This window comes from Flavobacterium pisciphilum (assembly GCF_020905345.1).
GTDB lineage: Bacteria > Bacteroidota > Bacteroidia > Flavobacteriales > Flavobacteriaceae > Flavobacterium > Flavobacterium pisciphilum.
The window spans coordinates 4,456,146-4,473,454 of sequence record NZ_JAJJMO010000001.1; the positions used below are offsets into that span (position 1 = coordinate 4,456,146).

Annotated in this window: 9 protein-coding genes; 8 read left to right on the top strand and 1 reads right to left on the bottom strand. The window is 33.0% G+C overall.

All coding sequences use genetic code 11. From position 1 onward, the window contains the following. Window positions 1-166: 166 nt before the first annotated feature. The 8 genes from LNQ49_RS18940 to secDF all read left to right on the top strand — a co-directional run bounded on the left by LNQ49_RS18940 (window position 167) and on the right by secDF (window position 15,831). Entirely contained in the window at window positions 167-3,181 is a 3,015-nt protein-coding gene (locus tag LNQ49_RS18940) for a tetratricopeptide repeat protein (RefSeq protein WP_229990571.1), read from the top strand. A gap of 114 nt (window positions 3,182-3,295) precedes the next feature. Next, on the top strand, window positions 3,296-5,068 hold the full coding sequence (locus LNQ49_RS18945; RefSeq protein WP_229990572.1) for a TonB-dependent receptor: 1,773 nt from the start codon (window positions 3,296-3,298) through the stop codon (window positions 5,066-5,068). A gap of 195 nt (window positions 5,069-5,263) precedes the next feature. Then, window positions 5,264-5,713, top strand: coding sequence for a GreA/GreB family elongation factor (locus tag LNQ49_RS18950; protein WP_229990573.1), 450 nt, complete (start codon window positions 5,264-5,266; stop codon window positions 5,711-5,713). Window positions 5,714-5,931: 218 nt separating this feature from the next. Then, window positions 5,932-7,608, top strand: a complete 1,677-nt coding sequence (asnB, locus tag LNQ49_RS18955; protein ID WP_229990574.1) for an asparagine synthase B — start codon at window positions 5,932-5,934, stop codon at window positions 7,606-7,608. A 149-nt stretch (window positions 7,609-7,757) separates the two neighbouring features. After that, a complete protein-coding gene (gene asnB, locus LNQ49_RS18960) occupies window positions 7,758-9,383 on the top strand; it encodes an asparagine synthase B (RefSeq protein WP_229990575.1) in 1,626 nt (541 codons plus the stop codon). A gap of 254 nt (window positions 9,384-9,637) precedes the next feature. After that, the gene (gene gyrB, locus LNQ49_RS18965) at window positions 9,638-11,578 is read left to right on the top strand and encodes a DNA topoisomerase (ATP-hydrolyzing) subunit B (RefSeq protein WP_229990576.1); all 1,941 of its coding nucleotides are present in this window, start codon (window positions 9,638-9,640) and stop codon (window positions 11,576-11,578) included. Window positions 11,579-11,701: 123 nt separating this feature from the next. Beyond that, window positions 11,702-12,637 carry a malate dehydrogenase gene (mdh, locus tag LNQ49_RS18970; protein WP_229990577.1) on the top strand — a complete coding sequence of 312 codons (936 nt, stop codon included), beginning with the start codon at window positions 11,702-11,704 and terminating at the stop codon, window positions 12,635-12,637. A gap of 224 nt (window positions 12,638-12,861) precedes the next feature. Further along, a complete protein-coding gene (secDF, locus tag LNQ49_RS18975) occupies window positions 12,862-15,831 on the top strand; it encodes a protein translocase subunit SecDF (RefSeq protein ID WP_229990578.1) in 2,970 nt (989 codons plus the stop codon). Window positions 15,832-16,376: 545 nt separating this feature from the next. On the opposite strand, the gene lgt is transcribed toward secDF, so the two are convergent. Beyond that, the gene (lgt, locus tag LNQ49_RS18980; RefSeq protein WP_229990579.1) at window positions 16,377-17,306 is read right to left on the bottom strand and encodes a prolipoprotein diacylglyceryl transferase; all 930 of its coding nucleotides are present in this window, start codon (window positions 17,304-17,306) and stop codon (window positions 16,377-16,379) included. Window positions 17,307-17,309 lie beyond the last annotated feature (3 nt).

The window sequence follows — 17,309 nt, forward strand, 5'->3', positions numbered from 1 at the left end:
GAAATAGTCCTTTTTATGTGGTTATTTAAGACAATAAGTGTGTGGTTGTTGGGATTGATAAGTGTGTTAAAACACATTAGTTGCATTTTTAATTATAATAAATACTAAAACCATTTCGTTATACCCAGTAGAAAATGATACATTTGAAAATTAAATTAAAATCACAATGCGCAAACTTTCACGGTTAATTTTTATACTAGTTTTTCTTTTATCGATTAAGGTTTCGGCACAAAAGTCGGCTATTTATACTTACGATTTAAAGGATTTCGACAAAGCGGTTTCTTTATATAATGACAAACAATATACATCGGCTCAGATTATTTTTGAAAAAGTAAAAGAAAAAGAGACGAAAGAAGAAGTAAAGGCCGATTGTGCTTACTACATTGCTAATTGTGCTATAAGAACTAATCAGCCAAATGCTGATGAGCTTATGGAGCGTTTTGTAGAGGACTACCCAATAAGTACTAAACAAAATCAAGCATACATAGAAGTAGCTCATTATTTTTTCGATCAAGCTAATTATCCAAAAGCTTTACAATGGTTTGATCGTGTAGATGAAAGCTATATGAGCAAAAGTGATTTAGATAAATTCAACTTCCAGAAAGGATACAGCTATTTTAATTCTAAAAAGAAAAAAGAAGCTACAACCTATTTTAATAAAGTAGTAAACTCACCAGAATATGGTTCGCAAGCCAAATACTATTTAGGATTTATGGCTTATGAAGGCGATGATTATAAAGAGGCAACTAAATACTTTGATGAAGTTTCAGGCGAAGAAAAATACAAAGAGAAGCTTTCGTATTATCAAGCTGATATGAACTTTAAATTAGGAAATTTTCAAAAAGCAATTGATTTGGGGCAAAAAGCAATGCCGAAATCAAATGAAATCGAAAAATCAGAGCTGAATAAGATTATTGGAGAAAGTTATTTTAATTTAAAAATGTATGATAAATCAATTCCGTATTTAGTACAATATAAAGGTAAAAAAGGGAAGTGGAATAATACTGATTTCTACCAATTAGGATATGCTTATTATCAGCAAAAAGATTATGAAAATGCTATTTCGCAATTCAATAAAATTATTGAGGGAAAAGACTTTGTGGCACAAAATGCTTATTACCATTTAGGTCAGAGTTATTTAAATACAGATAAGAAGCAACAGGCCTTAAATGCATTTAAGAATGCTGCCGAAATGGATTTTGATAAGGCAATTCAAGAAGATGCAAGTTTAAATTATGCTAAGTTGAGTTATGAAATTGGGAATTCATATCAAAATGTACCAGTAGTACTGCTTGATTTCTTAAAGAAATATCCAAATAATTCTAGTAAATCAGAAGTAGAGAGATTATTGATAGATTCTTATATCTCATCTAAAAACTACAGTGAAGCTTTGGTTTTATTAGAAAAGAACAGATCACCAGAGAATAGATTAGCCTATCAAAAAGTGCTTTTTTATAGAGGATTAGAGTTGTATAATGACAATAATTATCAAGAGGCTTATAAAATGTTTGTGAAATCTTTAGGTGAACAAAAAAGTCCTGAGTTTACAGCGCGAGCTACTTTCTGGAAAGGAGAAACAGAGTATCTTAATGATGATTTTAAAAATGCTTTAATCAGTTATAAGCAATTTGCAGGTTTAGCTGCTGCCAAAGCGATTCCAGAGTTTAAAAATGTAAATTATAATATTGCTTATACGTATTTTAAATTAAAAGAATATGATAATGCTGCCAACTCATTTCAGGCACAAATTGATAATTCAAAAGAGGATACTTCAAGATTGCACGATTCTTATTTAAGATTAGCTGATTGTCGATTTGTAACTTCGAAGTATTCATCTGCTATGGAGGCTTATACTAAAGTAATGAGCTTTAGAGGAGTTGATGCAGATTATGCTTATTATCAAAAAGCCATTTGTTATGGTTTTATGAATAAAAATGATAAAAAAATAGAAGAGCTTAATGGGTTTCTTCAGATGTACAAAAAATCAGAATATCGTGATGATGTCATGTTTGAGTTAGCAAATACTTATGCTGCTGTAAAAAAACAAGAACAGGCAATTAAAATGTATGATCAATTGGTTTCGGAATTTAAAAATGGAGCTTTCACAGCAAAAGCTATTTTGCGTGAGGGATTAATTTATTATAATTCAGATAGAGATCAATTGGCTTTGGTTAAATTTAAAAAGGTTGCTGCGGATTTTCCTAGAACTCCAGAGGCGCTTGAAGCAGTTTCTACAGCTAGATTAATTTATGTTGACAACGGAAAAGTAGATGAATATGCTACTTGGGTACGTACTCTAGATTTTGTAGCTGTTACTGATGCTGATTTGGATAATGACACTTTTGAGGGAGCGATAAAACAATTTGAGCAAAATAATAATAAGCAAGCTATTGTAGGTTTGAGTGGTTATGTGAGCAAATTTCCAAAAGGAATACATGCGCTAGAAGCTAACTTTAAATTAGCACAAGCATATACAGCAGAAGGCTCAGAAAGTAAATCGATACCTAATTATCAATATGTAATTGAACAACCTCGAAACGAGTATACTGAACAATCTTTGATGCGTTTGGCTCAGATATTCTTAAAAGCTAAAGATTGTGATAAAGCAATTTCCGTTTTAACTCGTATAGAAAATGAAGGTGATTCGTCTCAGAATAAAACATTTGCACAGGCAAATTTGATGAAATGTTATTATGATAAAAACGATTATAATAACTCAGTTGTATATGCAGAAAAAGTGTTGCAAAACCCTAAGACAGATGAAAATGTAAAAAGTGATGCACAAATTATCGTAGCAAGAGCAGCAATTAAATCTGGTGATGAAGATAAAGCTAAAACAGCTTATGCAAAATTAGCTACAACGTCAAAAGGAGAATTGGCAGCTGAAGCATTATACTATGATGCTTACTTTAAAAATAAAGAAAACAAGTACGACGCTTCAAATGCAACGGTACAAAAACTAGCTAAGAATTATTCGTCATTTAAATATTTCGGAGCAAAAGGATTGGTGTTAATGGCGAAAAATTTCTATGGTTTAAAAGATAGTTATCAGGCAACTTATATTCTAGAGAATGTGATTCAGAATTTTACAGCTTATCCAGATGTGGTTTCGGAGGCAGAAAAAGAATTAAGTGCTATTAAAGTAGAAGAGTCTAAAACCAATTCGTCGATTACAAAATAGAAAATTGAAATATAAAATGTGAGATGTAAAAGTGAAATGGAAAATAATCATGAAGAATATTCACTACATCTTACTTCTTAATTTTTCACGTCTTTCTAAAAATAATAATAAAATATGAAAATCAATTTCCAAAATAAACATATCGCTTTTCTTTTACTGTTAACGTCTCAGTTGGCTTTGGCACAAAAAAAAGATGAAACAAAAAAGAAAGAAGAAACAATTGGTACTGAAGAAGTAAATGTTGTAAAAGCATATTCACCTACAATTTCAGATGCCTTTAAGGTAAAAGAAATTCCATCATTAAATGATGAGGGGAATGCTCCTAAAGAAACCATTAAATATACTATTTTTTCTTTCCCAGTAGCATCAACTTTTACCCCTTCAAAAGGAAATGCTCAAGGTGTAGATAAAGCAAAAAAAGAACATTTGTTTACTAATTATGCGACAGCAGGAGTTGGTAATTACGGTAATTTAAATGCAGAATTATTTGTAGCTCAAGAATTAGGGAACAATGATTATGTAGCGGGAATGTTCAAGCATCAGTCTTCACAAGGGGGGATTAAAGGAATTGATCTTAATGATAAGTTTTATGACACTTCATTGGATGTAATCTATGGAGTGAAAAACAGAGATATGTCTTGGAGTATTGATTTAGGATACCAAAATCAGATTTATAATTGGTATGGTTTGCCAGTTGATTTTGGTTCGACATTAGCTCCACAAGATCGCGGAATGCTAATTAGTAGTATAAGTCCAAAGCATTCGTACAACGGAATTAATCTTGGAGGAAATATTGATTTTAGCGATGGAATCTTCACCAAGGCAAGTATGAAATACAGCCACTTTTCTGATGGATTAAAATCTTCTGAGAATAGGTTTTACATAAAACCATCTTTTAAAGTAGAGATAATGGATCAGTCTATAAATACAGATGTAATTGTAGATTATGTAGGTGGAAGTTTTGAGAATAATTATGAAAAGACAAATTTAGCACCTATAAAATATGGTTTTACTAATTTTGGATTATCGCCAAGTTTTGTAATGCAGCAAGATGATTGGACATTAAATTTAGGAGCTAAATTATTCTACAGTTTGGATAATGAAAATAGTAATAGTAAAATTTTAGTATATCCAAATGTAACTGCTTCTTATAAGGTAGTTGGAGATTTAATGATTTTTTATGCTGGTGCTGAAGGGAACTTGGAGCAAAATACATACATGGATTTTGTTGACCAGAACCCATTTTTATCTCCAACATTAAATATTAATCCAACAGATAAACAATTTGATGTTTTTGCAGGTTTAAAAGGGAAATTAGCAAATAATGTGAGTTATAAAGTTCAGGGATCCTATGTAAATGAAAGAAATAAGGCATTGTTTAAGAGCAATAACTATACAGAAGATATAGCTAATGAAAAATATGCTTTCGGTAATTCATTTCAAGTTGTATACGATGATATGACGACATTGCGTTTCTATGGAGAGTTAAAAGCTGATTTTTCTAAGAATGTTTCTTTTGGAATCAACGGAACTTTTAATAGTTATAGCAATGACTACCAAAGCGAAGCTTGGAATTTACCAACAATGAAATTAAGTACAAGTTTAGACTTTAATGTTACTAAGCAATGGTATGCAGGATTTAATTTGTTCTATGTAGGAGAAAGAAAAGATGAGCAGGTAAATACTAGTTTAGGAATTGAATCAAGTCCGATTACCTTAAAAAGTTATTTTGATTTAAATGCACATGTAGGATATAAATACAGCGATAGATTGACTTTTTATTTAAAAGCAAATAATATTACCAATCAAGCATATCAAAGATGGTTAAATTACCCAGTTCAAGGTTTTCAGATTATGGCTGGAGCTAATTATAAATTTGATTTTTAAAGAGGTTTGACTGTAAGATTTACGTGAGAAACGTTAAGTTTTTTTAGCCACGAATTCAAAAAATATTTTTTTGAATTCGTGGCTAACTTTTTAAAATAACTTTAATTTGCGATCTTTGTGTAAATCGCAGCAAACCCTACAGTTTAAAAAAAATCAGGAATAGAGTGCCTGAGCAACTTAGCATCTAAAAAAAAAATGACTTTCAAGCAAAAAATACATACCTATTATTTACAAATGGTTCAGGATCGAATAGATGTTTTTAAAGACATGATTTCGGCTTTGACAGAAGATTCTAAAAATGATGCCAAAGGTTCTGCAGGAGACAAGCATGAAACGGCTTTGTCGATGATGCATATCGAGCAGGAAAAACTAACTAATAAATTAAAAGAAGCAATTGCTCAAAAAGCAATTTTAGATAGGATAGACGCTGAGTTTATTTCTTCGACTATTATTATTGGTAGTCTAGTTCAGGCAAATGGAATTTATTTGTATCTGAGTGTAGCTTTACCTAAAGTTTCAATTGATGGTATTAATGTGATTGCATTGTCGCCACAATCTCCACTAGGGGCTCATTTAATGGGGAACAAAGTTGGTTTTGAATTTGAAATCAATAAGACACATTATACTATCGAAAGTGTTTGTTAAGAGGGGAATTTTCTTTCACTTTTAAACTAAAACTAAGTAAAGAATTTAAAATTATAACTACAATGCTATTTTTTGCTTCTTTATTTTTTCATTTTTATTGTAAATTTTGATTTTTTGTTACAGATTATAACTGAAATGTTTGTTTGTGTTTTGTATTTGTAACTGTTATTGCATATTTGCCTTATCAAAACGAATAAAAAATATAAAAATATATAGTTATGTGTGGAATAGTATGTGCTTTTGATCTAAAGCAAAAAGCAGAAACGTTAAGACCTCAAGTATTAGAAATGTCTAAAATCATTCGCCACCGCGGACCAGATTGGAGTGGTATTTATAGTAATGATAAGGCAATTTTATCACATGAGCGTTTAGCAATTGTAGATCCAGCTTCTGGAAAACAACCCTTGTTTACAGAAGACAAGAAATTAGTTCTAGCTGCAAACGGTGAAATATATAACCACAGAGAATTACGCAAGCAATTTGAAGGAAAATACAACTTTCAGACTGAAAGCGATTGTGAAGTTATCTTGGCGCTTTATAAAGAGAAAGGACCACATTTTATAGATGAAATGAACGGTATTTTCGGATTTGCAATATACGATGTAGAAAAAGACGAGTACTTTATTGCCCGTGATCATATGGGAATTATTCCGTTATATATTGGATGGGACCAAGATGGAACTTTTTATGTAGCTTCAGAGTTGAAAGCATTAGAAGGATATTGTACGAAAATACAGTTATTTCCTCCAGGTCATTATATGACAAGTAAAGATGGTGAATTTGTGCAATGGTATAAAAGAGATTGGACAGAGTACGATGCCGTAAAAGATAATGAAACAAGTATTCCTGAAATCAAAAAAGCGCTTGAGGCAGCTGTTCATAGACAGTTAATGAGTGATGTGCCTTACGGAGTTTTATTATCTGGAGGTTTAGATTCTTCTATTACATCGGCAGTAGCTAAAAAGTATGCTCAAAAACGTATTGAATCAGATGATACTACAGATGCTTGGTATCCACAATTACACTCTTTTTCAGTAGGATTAGAAGGTTCGCCAGATTTAGCTGCAGCGCAAATCGTTGCTAAACATATCGGAACAATTCACCATGAAATCAAATTCACTATTCAAGAAGGGCTAGATGCTGTTCGTGATGTGATTTATAACTTAGAAACGTACGATGTAACTACAGTTAGAGCATCAACACCAATGTGGTTAATGGCGAGAGTTATTAAATCAATGGGAATTAAAATGGTATTGTCTGGAGAAGGTGCAGATGAGTTGTTTGGAGGGTATCTTTACTTTCATAAAGCGCCAAATGCAAAAGAATTTCATGAAGAAAACGTTCGTAAGTTGGGTAAACTGCATATGTATGATTGTTTACGTGCAAACAAAAGTTTGGCTGCTTGGGGGATAGAAGGACGTGTACCATTCTTGGATAAAGAATTTATGGATGTTGCCATGCGTATTAACCCACAAGATAAAATGATCAACAAAGAGCATCCAATGGAAAAATGGGTAGTTCGTAAAGCTTTTGAGGATATGCTTCCAGAAAGTGTTGCTTGGAGACAAAAAGAACAATTCTCAGATGGAGTAGGGTATAGTTGGATTGATACTTTGAAAGAAGTAGTAGCAAAAGAAGTTTCGGATGAGCAATTGGCGAATGCGAAATATAAATTCCCTTTACAGACCCCAACCTCTAAAGAAGAGTATTACTATCGTTCTATTTTTACAGAACATTTTCCAAGTGATGCAGCGGCTTTGTGTGTGCCTCAGGAAGCAAGTGTGGCTTGTAGTACTAAAATTGCTTTGGAGTGGGATGAAGCTTTCAAAAACATGAATGACCCTTCAGGAAGAGCGGTTGCAAGTGTTCATGATGATGCGTATGTTAAAGCATAAAGAAAATAAAATTATATTAAAGAAAGCGCTCTCAATCTTTGGGAACGTTTTCTTTTTTTAAAGTAAAAACTGATAATTTAGTGGTTAAAAGAGAATTTTTAGCCATATTTGTTATAGCAAAATTTTTAAAGTATTAAAAAGATATAGTTATGTGTGGAATATTAGCCATTATTGGAAAAGGAAAAGACCCGCAACTTGTAAAAGAACTTTCGAAAAGAATGTCACATCGTGGTCCAGATGAAAGTGATTTGCATGTAATGGAAAAAGGGCATATTATGAGTCATGAGCGTTTGTCGATTATAGATTTACATTCGGGAAAACAACCTATTCAAGGAACATCCTCTGCTTGGATGGTTCATAATGGCGAAATATACAACCACCAAGAATTGCGAAATGGCATTTTGAAAGCGCATACTTTTAGAACAAAATCAGATTCAGAAGTAATTGTTCATTTATACGAAGAGTTTGGTTATGATTTTTGTAACATGCTTGATGGAGACTGGGCTTTTGTGGTAATTGATGGAGATGATTTTATAGCAGGTAGAGATCCACTAGGTGTAAAACCTTTGTATTATGGTTTGGATGAAAGAGGAAGGATTTATTTTTCATCAGAAATGAAGTCTATTGCAGATCAATGTAAATCATTTTCTACATTTCCTCCAGGACACTATTATACACCTAAAACTGGTTTTGTAAAATATTACCAACCAGAATATGAAGATTATTTAAAAGCAGATCAGCATTTAGATTTAGCGTTAATCAGAGAAACTTTAACAGAGGCAACTCGTAAGCGTTTGATGAGTGACGTGCCAATTGGGGTATTACTTTCGGGGGGATTGGATTCATCATTAACTTCGGCAATAGCATCAAGATTATTGACAGAACGAGGCGAGAAATTGCATTCGTTTTCTATCGGATTGGATGTAGATGCACCAGATGCAATGGCTGCTAAAAAAGTAGCTGAGTTTTTAGGAACAGAGCATCATGAAGTGCATTTTACAATAGAACAGGGAATTGAAGTTCTTGATAAATTGATTTGGCATTTGGAGACTTATGATGTAACGTCAATTCGTGCAAGTACTCCAATGTATTTTCTGTCTAAGGCAATTGCAGATTTAGGAATAGGAATAAAAGTAGTGCTTTCGGGAGAAGGAGCAGATGAGATTTTTGGAGGGTATTTGTATTTTAGAAATGCTCCATCAGCTGAAGAATTTCAAAAAGAAACAATAGAAAGAGTTCAGAAATTATTTACTGCCGATTTATTAAGGGCAGATAAAGCTACAATGGCTCACGGATTAGAAACTAGAGTTCCGTTTTTAGACAAAACTTTCTTGGACGTGGCAGTTCGTGTCAAACCAGAAGAAAAACAGCCAAAAACGCACGAAGGAATAGAAAAACATATATTAAGAAAAGCGTTTGATACTCCAGATGATCCTTATTTGCCAGCAGAAGTGTTGTGGAGGCAAAAAGAGCAGTTCTCAGATGGAGTAGGGTACAATTGGATTGATCAATTAATAGAATATTGTTCATCTAAAGTTACAGATGAGGAATTGGCTGGAGCAGCAGTGGAGTTTCCTTATAACTCACCAACTACAAAAGAGGCTTATCTTTACAGATCAATATTTCATAAATTCTATCCACAGGTCAGTGCGGCGCAAACTGTTAGAAAATGGATTCCAAAATGGCAAGAAAACCAAGATCCAAGTGGTAGAGCAAATGAAGCTCACGTAAAAGCAGATACAGAAATTGCTAAATCGAGAGTCGTAGTTCAATAAATGAGTTTTAATTTGAGTTAGAAATAATAAATAAGTCAATTATCAAAATTTCAAAACAGCATTTTTAAATGTCCGTTTTGGAATTTTGTTATTTACAATAGTTGGAGATTTTATTTTTTATGCTATAAAAAACAGGATTTTTTGATAATATGTTGATAACTTAAGTGCTTTAGATGGTATTTTAACGGATATATAATTTGCGTTTTTATATATTTGCGTGTTAGACAAATATTACATTTTTTAGAATAAATTATATGAGCGAAGAAATCAAGAAGAACAATTATTCAGCAGATAGTATTCAGGCATTAGAGGGGATGGAGCATGTAAGAATGCGTCCATCGATGTATATTGGAGATGTGGGTGTTCGAGGACTGCATCATTTGGTTTATGAAGTTGTGGATAACTCTATTGATGAGGCCATGGGAGGATATTGTGATACTATTAGTGTGGCAATAAACGAAGATGGATCGGTAACTGTAGAAGATAATGGTCGTGGTATTCCGGTAGATATACATAAAAAAGAAGGAGTTTCAGCATTAGAGGTTGTAATGACCAAAATTGGTGCTGGAGGTAAATTTGATAAAGATTCGTATAAAGTTTCTGGAGGTTTGCACGGAGTTGGGGTTTCGGTAGTAAATGCACTATCAATCCACATGAAGTCAACCGTTTTTAAAGACGGGAAAATTTACGAGCAAGAATACGAAAGAGGTAAAGCGTTATATCCTGTTAAGCAAGTTGGTGAGACAGATAAAAGAGGTACACGCCAGACATTTTACCCAGATGATACTATTTTTACACAAACTACAGAGTTTTCTTATGATACTTTGTCTGCTCGTATGCGTGAGTTGTCTTATTTGAACAAAGGGATAACTATCACATTTACAGATAGAAGAGAGGTTGATAAAGATGGTAGTTTTATTCAAGAGATATTTCATTCAGATGAAGGGTTAAAAGAATATATTCGTTACTTAGATGGAAATCGTGAGCCAATTATTGCACACGTTATCTCTATGGATCACGAAAAAGGAGAAATTCCTGTAGAAGTAGCTTTGATATACAATACAAGTTATACAGAGAATATTTTTTCTTATGTAAATAATATTAACACACACGAAGGAGGTACACACCTGCAAGGTTTTAGAACTGGATTAACCAGATCGTTAAAGAAATATGCAGATGCTTCAGGAATGTTAGATAAATTAAAATTTGACATTTCAGGAGATGACTTCCGTGAAGGACTTACGGCAATTATTTCGGTAAAAGTAGCTGAACCACAATTTGAGGGGCAAACAAAAACTAAACTAGGAAATAGAGAAGTTGTTTCGCCTGTAAGTCAAGCTGTGAGTGAAATGATTGAGAATTATTTGGAGGAAAACCCGAATGATGCTAGAATCATTGTTCAAAAAGTAATTCTTGCTGCTCAAGCGCGTCATGCTGCTAAGAAAGCACGTGAAATGGTACAACGTAAAACCGTTATGGGTGGAGGCGGATTGCCAGGGAAACTATCAGACTGTTCTGAGCAGGATCCAGCACGTTGCGAAGTATATCTTGTCGAGGGAGATTCGGCAGGTGGAACTGCAAAACAAGGGCGTGATCGTGCATTTCAAGCGATTTTACCATTGCGTGGTAAGATTTTGAATGTTGAAAAAGCAATGCATCATAAAGTATTCGAAAACGAAGAGATTCGTAATATATTTACTGCTTTAGGGGTGACAGTTGGTACTGCTGAAGATAGTAAAGCACTAAACTTAGATAAGCTTCGTTACCATAAAGTAATTATTATGTGTGATGCCGATGTCGATGGTAGCCACATTTCTACTTTAATATTAACATTCTTTTTCCGTTTCATGAAAGAACTAATAGAGGAAGGACACGTATATATTGCTGCTCCACCTTTATATCAGGTTAAGAAAGGAAATAAAAAAGAATATGCTTGGAATGATGTTCAACGTGATCAGGCTAACGAAAGAATGGGTGGAAGCGCCGCAATTCAACGTTATAAAGGTCTTGGGGAGATGAATGCAGAGCAATTATGGGAAACTACAATGGATCCAAATTTCAGAACTTTACGTCAAGTAAATATTGATAGTTTAGCAGAAGCAGATAGAGTTTTCTCTATGTTGATGGGGGATGAGGTTCCGCCTCGTAGAGAATTTATCGAGAAGAATGCAGTTTATGCTAAAATTGATGCTTAAAAAAGTTTAATTATTTATATTTGTTTAAATGTCTTTTGCTTTTTATTGATTACTAAGCAAATTAATAATTAGCAGAAAAACGATTAACAAAAAATAACTAATAACCGAATAAATTTTTAAAATATGAAAGTTACCATTGTAGGAGCAGGAAACGTTGGAGCCACTTGTGCGGACGTTATTTCTTATAGAGGAATTGCAAGCGAAGTAGTACTATTGGATATCAAAGAAGGTTTTGCCGAAGGTAAAGCTCTAGATATTATGCAATGTGCTACAAATACTGGTTTTAACACCAAAGTAACTGGGGTAACAAATGATTATTCTAAAACCGCAGGTAGTGATGTAGTTGTAATTACATCTGGAATTCCTAGAAAACCAGGAATGACCCGTGAAGAATTAATTGGAATCAATGCTGGAATTGTAAAAACAGTTGCGGAAAATGTATTGAAACATTCACCAAATACAATAATTGTTGTTGTTTCGAATCCTATGGATACAATGACTTACTTGGCATTGAAATCAACTGGCTTGCCAAAAAATAGAATAATTGGTATGGGAGGAGCACTAGATAGTTCTCGTTTTAGAACCTATTTATCTTTAGCGCTAGATAAACCAGCTAATGATATTTCAGCTATGGTAATTGGAGGTCACGGAGATACAACTATGATTCCGTTAACACGTTTAGCTTCATATAATGGTATTCCAGTAACTGAATTTCTTTCAGAAGAAGTTTTAGAAAAAGTAGCAGCTGATACTATGGTAGGTGGTGCTACACTTACTGGACTTTTAGGTACGTCTGCTTGGTATGCTCCAGGAGCTTCTGTAGCGTATTTAGTTGATAGTATTTTGAATGATCAAAAGAAAATGATAGCATGTTCTGTTTTTGTTGAAGGCGAATACGGGCAAAATGATATTTGTATTGGTGTGCCATGTATTATTGGTAAAAATGGTGTTGAAGAAATTTTAGACATCAAATTAAACGACCAAGAAAAAGCATTATTTGCTAAAAGCGCAGATGCGGTTAGAGGAATGAATGACGCTTTAAAGGCGATTTTAGTATAAGATTTACGAGTAAATAGAAGAAGACTGCACTTTTGCAGTCTTTTTTTTGAGATTAATTAATAAATAAATTGGTTAATCTTTTCGTTAATTATATATTTGCTCGGTTTAAAAAAAATGATGTAATTCATGATTCCGTTATTTAAATATAAAAACTTGCTCAAAGGCTTGATTTTGTATGATTTAAAACAAAACAAACTATAAAACATAATTAATTTTTAGTAATAATGCAGAATAAAGGACTTATTAAATTTTTCGCAATTCTATTTGCATTGGTAAGTATTTACCAACTTTCCTTCACTTTTGTCGCAGATAAGGTAAAAAGTGATGCGAAATCTTTCGCAGGAAACGATCCTGATAAAGAATTAAAATATTTGGATTCTATTGGTAAAGAAAAAGTTTTCAATTTAGGATTTACTAGTTTTACTTTTAATGAAGTAAAAGACAAGCAAATCAATAAAGGTCTTGACTTAGAGGGAGGAATCAATGTTATTCTTCAAATCTCTGTAAAAGATGTTTTGAAAGGATTGGCTAATAATTCTAAAAATCCAGTTTTTAATAAGTCATTAGCAGATGCAACTGCAAATCAAAAAGGAAATCAAACGTATTTAGATGCATTTTTTGAAGCATTTGAAGCGAATTCAAATGGAACAGTAAAATTAGCTTCTCCAGATATCTTTGCTAACAGAAGTTTGCAAGGTGAAGGTGGAATTGATTTCCAAATGAGTGATGCTCAAGTAAAAAAAGTAATCAAAAGAAAAGTTGATGAGTCTGTAGATAGTGCTTTTGGAGTACTAAGAAAACGTATCGATAAATTTGGTGTAACACAACCAAATATTCAAAAAATTGGAGAAACAGGAAGAATTCTTGTTGAGCTTCCAGGTGCAAAAGACGTTGATAGAATCAAGAAATTATTGCAAAGTACTGCTCAATTAGAGTTTTGGGAAACATACAAAATTGAAGAAATGGGTAATTTCTTAGTGGCAGCTAATGATGCCTTGAAGAAAACCGAAATCAATAAAGTTGAAACTAAAGCTGTAGTTAAAGATTCATTGAATGATTTACTTACAGGTGGTAAAGATTCACTTGCTACTAAAAAAGGAAATAATCCTTTATTTGACAAAATGATAGGTCAAGGTGGTGGACCAATTTTAGGTCTTTTCTCACCAAAAGATACTGCTGTTGTAAACAGTTATTTAAAAAGATCAGATATCAGAGTATTATTAGCTCCGGATCAACATTATGCAAAATTTGTTTGGGGAAAACCAACAGATGTTAAAGATGCAAAAGGAAAAGAAGTTGAAGCTGTTGAATTATATGCTTTAAAAGGAAATAGAGATAATGTTGCTGCAATGAGCGGTGGTGTTGTTACTGATGCTAAAGATACTTTTGACCAAATGGGTAAACCAGCTGTGTCTATGCAAATGAACAGCCAAGGTGCTAAAGCTTGGGAAGAATTAACAGGAAGAGCATATACTCAAAAAAGTAATATTGCTATTGTTCTTGATGATATCGTATATTCTGCTCCAGGAGTATCTAGTGGTCCAATTTCAGGAGGAAGATCAGAGATTTCAGGTGTATTTGATGTTACAGAAACTAAAGATTTAGCTAACGTATTAAGAGCTGGTAAATTGCCTGCTGCTGCAGATATTGTTCAATCAGAAGTTGTAGGACCATCTTTAGGTCAAGAAGCTATTGATAATGGAACAACTTCAGCTATCGTAGGATTACTTTTAGTATCTCTTTGGATGATGATCTATTATGGTAAAGCAGGTTGGTATGCAAATCTTGCATTAGCAGTTAACTTACTTTTCTTATTTGGTATTTTAGCAAGTTTAGGAGCAGTTCTTACATTACCAGGTATTGCTGGTATCGTATTAACAATGGGAACAGCTGTAGATGCGAATATTATTATATATGAAAGAGCAAAAGAAGAATTGCGAACAGGTAAAACACTTGACGAAGCAATTAAAACTTCTTATAGCTGGAGAGGTGCGATGTCATCTATTACAGATGCAAACGTTACACACATTTTAACAGGAGCTGTATTATTTGTATTTGGTTCTGGACCAATTAAAGGTTTTGCTACTACGTTGTTAATTGGTATTGTTACCTCTTTATTTACTTCTATCTTTATTGCTAGAATATTTATTGACAGAAACATTAGCAGAAAGAACGATTTAACATTCGTTACTAATTTCTCTAAAAACATGTTTAACAACTTCCATTTTAATTTCTTAGGAGTTAAAAAATGGACTTATTTATTCTCAAGTATTGTTGTAGTAGTTAGTATTGTATCATTGTGTGTAAATGGACTTGATCAAGGTGTAGATTTTGTTGGAGGAAGAACATTCCAAATTCGTTTTGAAAAACCTGTACAAGCAGAAGTTGTTAAAGATGAATTGGCTGTTGTTTTTGGTAGTGCTGAAGCAAAAATCTTTGGTAAGGATAACCAATTAAAAATTACAACTAAATATAAAGTTGGAGAGCACGGTATTAAAGCTGATGAAGAAGTAAACAAATTGTTGTTTGATAATTTGAAAAAATATTATTCTGATGGTTTAACTTATGATAAATTTGTTAACTCTTATGAAGGTAAAAAACTAGGTATAGTTCAAGCTTCAAAAGTAGGACCAGCAGTTGCTGAAGATATTAAAACAAATGCTTACTGGGCTGTACTTGGAGCAATGGCAATTGTATTCTTATATTTAATGATTAGTTTTAGAAAATGGCAATATAGCTTAGGTGCAATCGCAGCTATTGCGCATGATGTTATCTTCGTATTAGGAATTTATTCATTATGTTATAAATTCATGCCGTTTGGTATGGAGGTAGATCAGCACTTTATTGCAGCGATTCTTACTGTGATTGGTTACTCAATGAATGATACAGTTATTGTATTTGACAGGGTTCGTGAGTTTCTTGCAGGAAAAACAAAAGGATCTTTTGCGCAAATCGTAAATGATTCTATTAATACAACAATGTCAAGAACAATCAATACATCATTAACAATGATCGTGGTATTATTAATCATGTTTGTTTTTGGTGGAGAATCAATTAGAGGATTTATTTTCGCTATGTTGGTAGGTATTATTGTAGGTACATATTCTTCATTATTTATTGCAACTCCAGTGTTAGTAGATTCTATCTCTGCAGCTGACAAGATTTCTATCGAAGAAAGACATAAAGAAGCATAATACAATTTGTATTATTATTTAAAGAAAAGGATTCAATGAAAATTGAATCCTTTTTTTGTGCAAAAAATTTAGCGGTTGAATGTGTTTTGTGTTTTGTAAGATGTGAAATGTAAGATGTGAAATGTGAAATGTGAAATGTGAAATGTGAGGTGTAAACTGTGATATGTGAAATGTAAACTGTAACATGTGAGAAGATTGATTAAATTGATTGCTATAATTGGCGGCTAAAAGCTGAGAACTGTGACTGTAAACTGCAGGTTGTGATATGTGAAATGTAAACAGTGAAATGTGAGAGGGTGGGCTAAATTGATTGCTGTAATTGACGGCTAAAAGCTGAGAACTGTGACTGTAAACTGTAAGTTGTGAGATGGAAACTGTGACAGCAAATTTTAAAGACTACGACTGGAAACTGAATACTGCGGCTGAGTACTGAATACCGAGTGCTGAGAGACTGTAAACTGAAATAGGAAGATGCTATTACAAAAAAAGACCCGATACTTTCAAGATGAAGGTATCGGGTCTTTTTTTTATTTAATATGTTTTTTTTAGCTTACAGAAGCTTTTTTATTGGCTCTAACCATAAAGTAGGCTCCTACTATTATAAATGGAATACTTAGCCATTGTCCTGTCGAAAATAGCCCTAATTCGCTTTCGATACCGCCTTGGCTTTCTTTTACAAATTCAACTATAAAACGAACTACAAATAATAGAACTAGAAATAAACCAAATAAGAATCCTGGCTTTTGACTAGCATTTGTTTTCCAGTATAAATAGTAAAGAATAGCAAATACAAATATGTAGCAAAATCCCTCGTATAGTTGAGTAGGGTGTTTTACTGGTACTTGCGCTAGTAAATCTGCAAATTTAGGGTCAGTTGCAATTGCAGTATATGCTTCTTTAGGATTTGCAATTTGTGTTTTGTTTACAGCATCACTTTTGCTGAAAGTATCGTGTAAAAAACGAATACCAAAAATAGAATCAGTTTCTTTTCCGATGATTTCAGAGTTAAAGAAGTTGCCTAAACGTACAAATATTGCACCACTAGCAACAGGAAGAACAACTCTGTCTAATATCCATAATAAAGGACGTTTTAGTATCTTTTTGCTGTAATAATACATTGCAATTATTATTGCTATTGCAGCACCATGACTAGCTAGACCTTGGTAACCTGTGAACTCAAAATTTGGACTAAAACGAAATGGTAAAAAGATTTCTAAGATATGATTTCTGTAATATTCCCAATCATAAAACAATACGTGACCTAAACGAGCACCAACCAAAGTGGCTAAAACGGTCCAGATAAATAGTGAATCTAATTTATCGATAGGCTCATTTTCACGTTCGAAAATTTGTTTCATTATGTACCATCCTAATCCAAAAGCAATTACGAACATTAGGCTGTAGTAACGAATCATAAAAAAACCTAAATCAATTCCTTCCGAAGGATTCCAAACAATGTTTAAAGCGTGTATCATGTA

Bases quoted from the DNA above. Each gene is read 5' to 3' on its own strand.
- gyrB (WP_229990576.1), top strand. From the start codon at position 9,638: ATGAGCGAAGAAATCAAGAAGAACAATTATTCAGCAGATAGTATTCAG.
- asnB (WP_229990574.1), top strand. From the start codon at position 5,932: ATGTGTGGAATAGTATGTGCTTTTGATCTAAAGCAAAAAGCAGAAACG.
- LNQ49_RS18945 (WP_229990572.1), top strand. From the start codon at position 3,296: ATGAAAATCAATTTCCAAAATAAACATATCGCTTTTCTTTTACTGTTA.
- LNQ49_RS18950 (WP_229990573.1), top strand. From the start codon at position 5,264: ATGACTTTCAAGCAAAAAATACATACCTATTATTTACAAATGGTTCAG.
- mdh (WP_229990577.1), top strand. From the start codon at position 11,702: ATGAAAGTTACCATTGTAGGAGCAGGAAACGTTGGAGCCACTTGTGCG.
- secDF (WP_229990578.1), top strand. From the start codon at position 12,862: ATGCAGAATAAAGGACTTATTAAATTTTTCGCAATTCTATTTGCATTG.
- asnB (WP_229990575.1), top strand. From the start codon at position 7,758: ATGTGTGGAATATTAGCCATTATTGGAAAAGGAAAAGACCCGCAACTT.
- LNQ49_RS18940 (WP_229990571.1), top strand. From the start codon at position 167: ATGCGCAAACTTTCACGGTTAATTTTTATACTAGTTTTTCTTTTATCG.
- lgt (WP_229990579.1), bottom strand. From the start codon at position 17,306: ATGATACACGCTTTAAACATTGTTTGGAATCCTTCGGAAGGAATTGAT.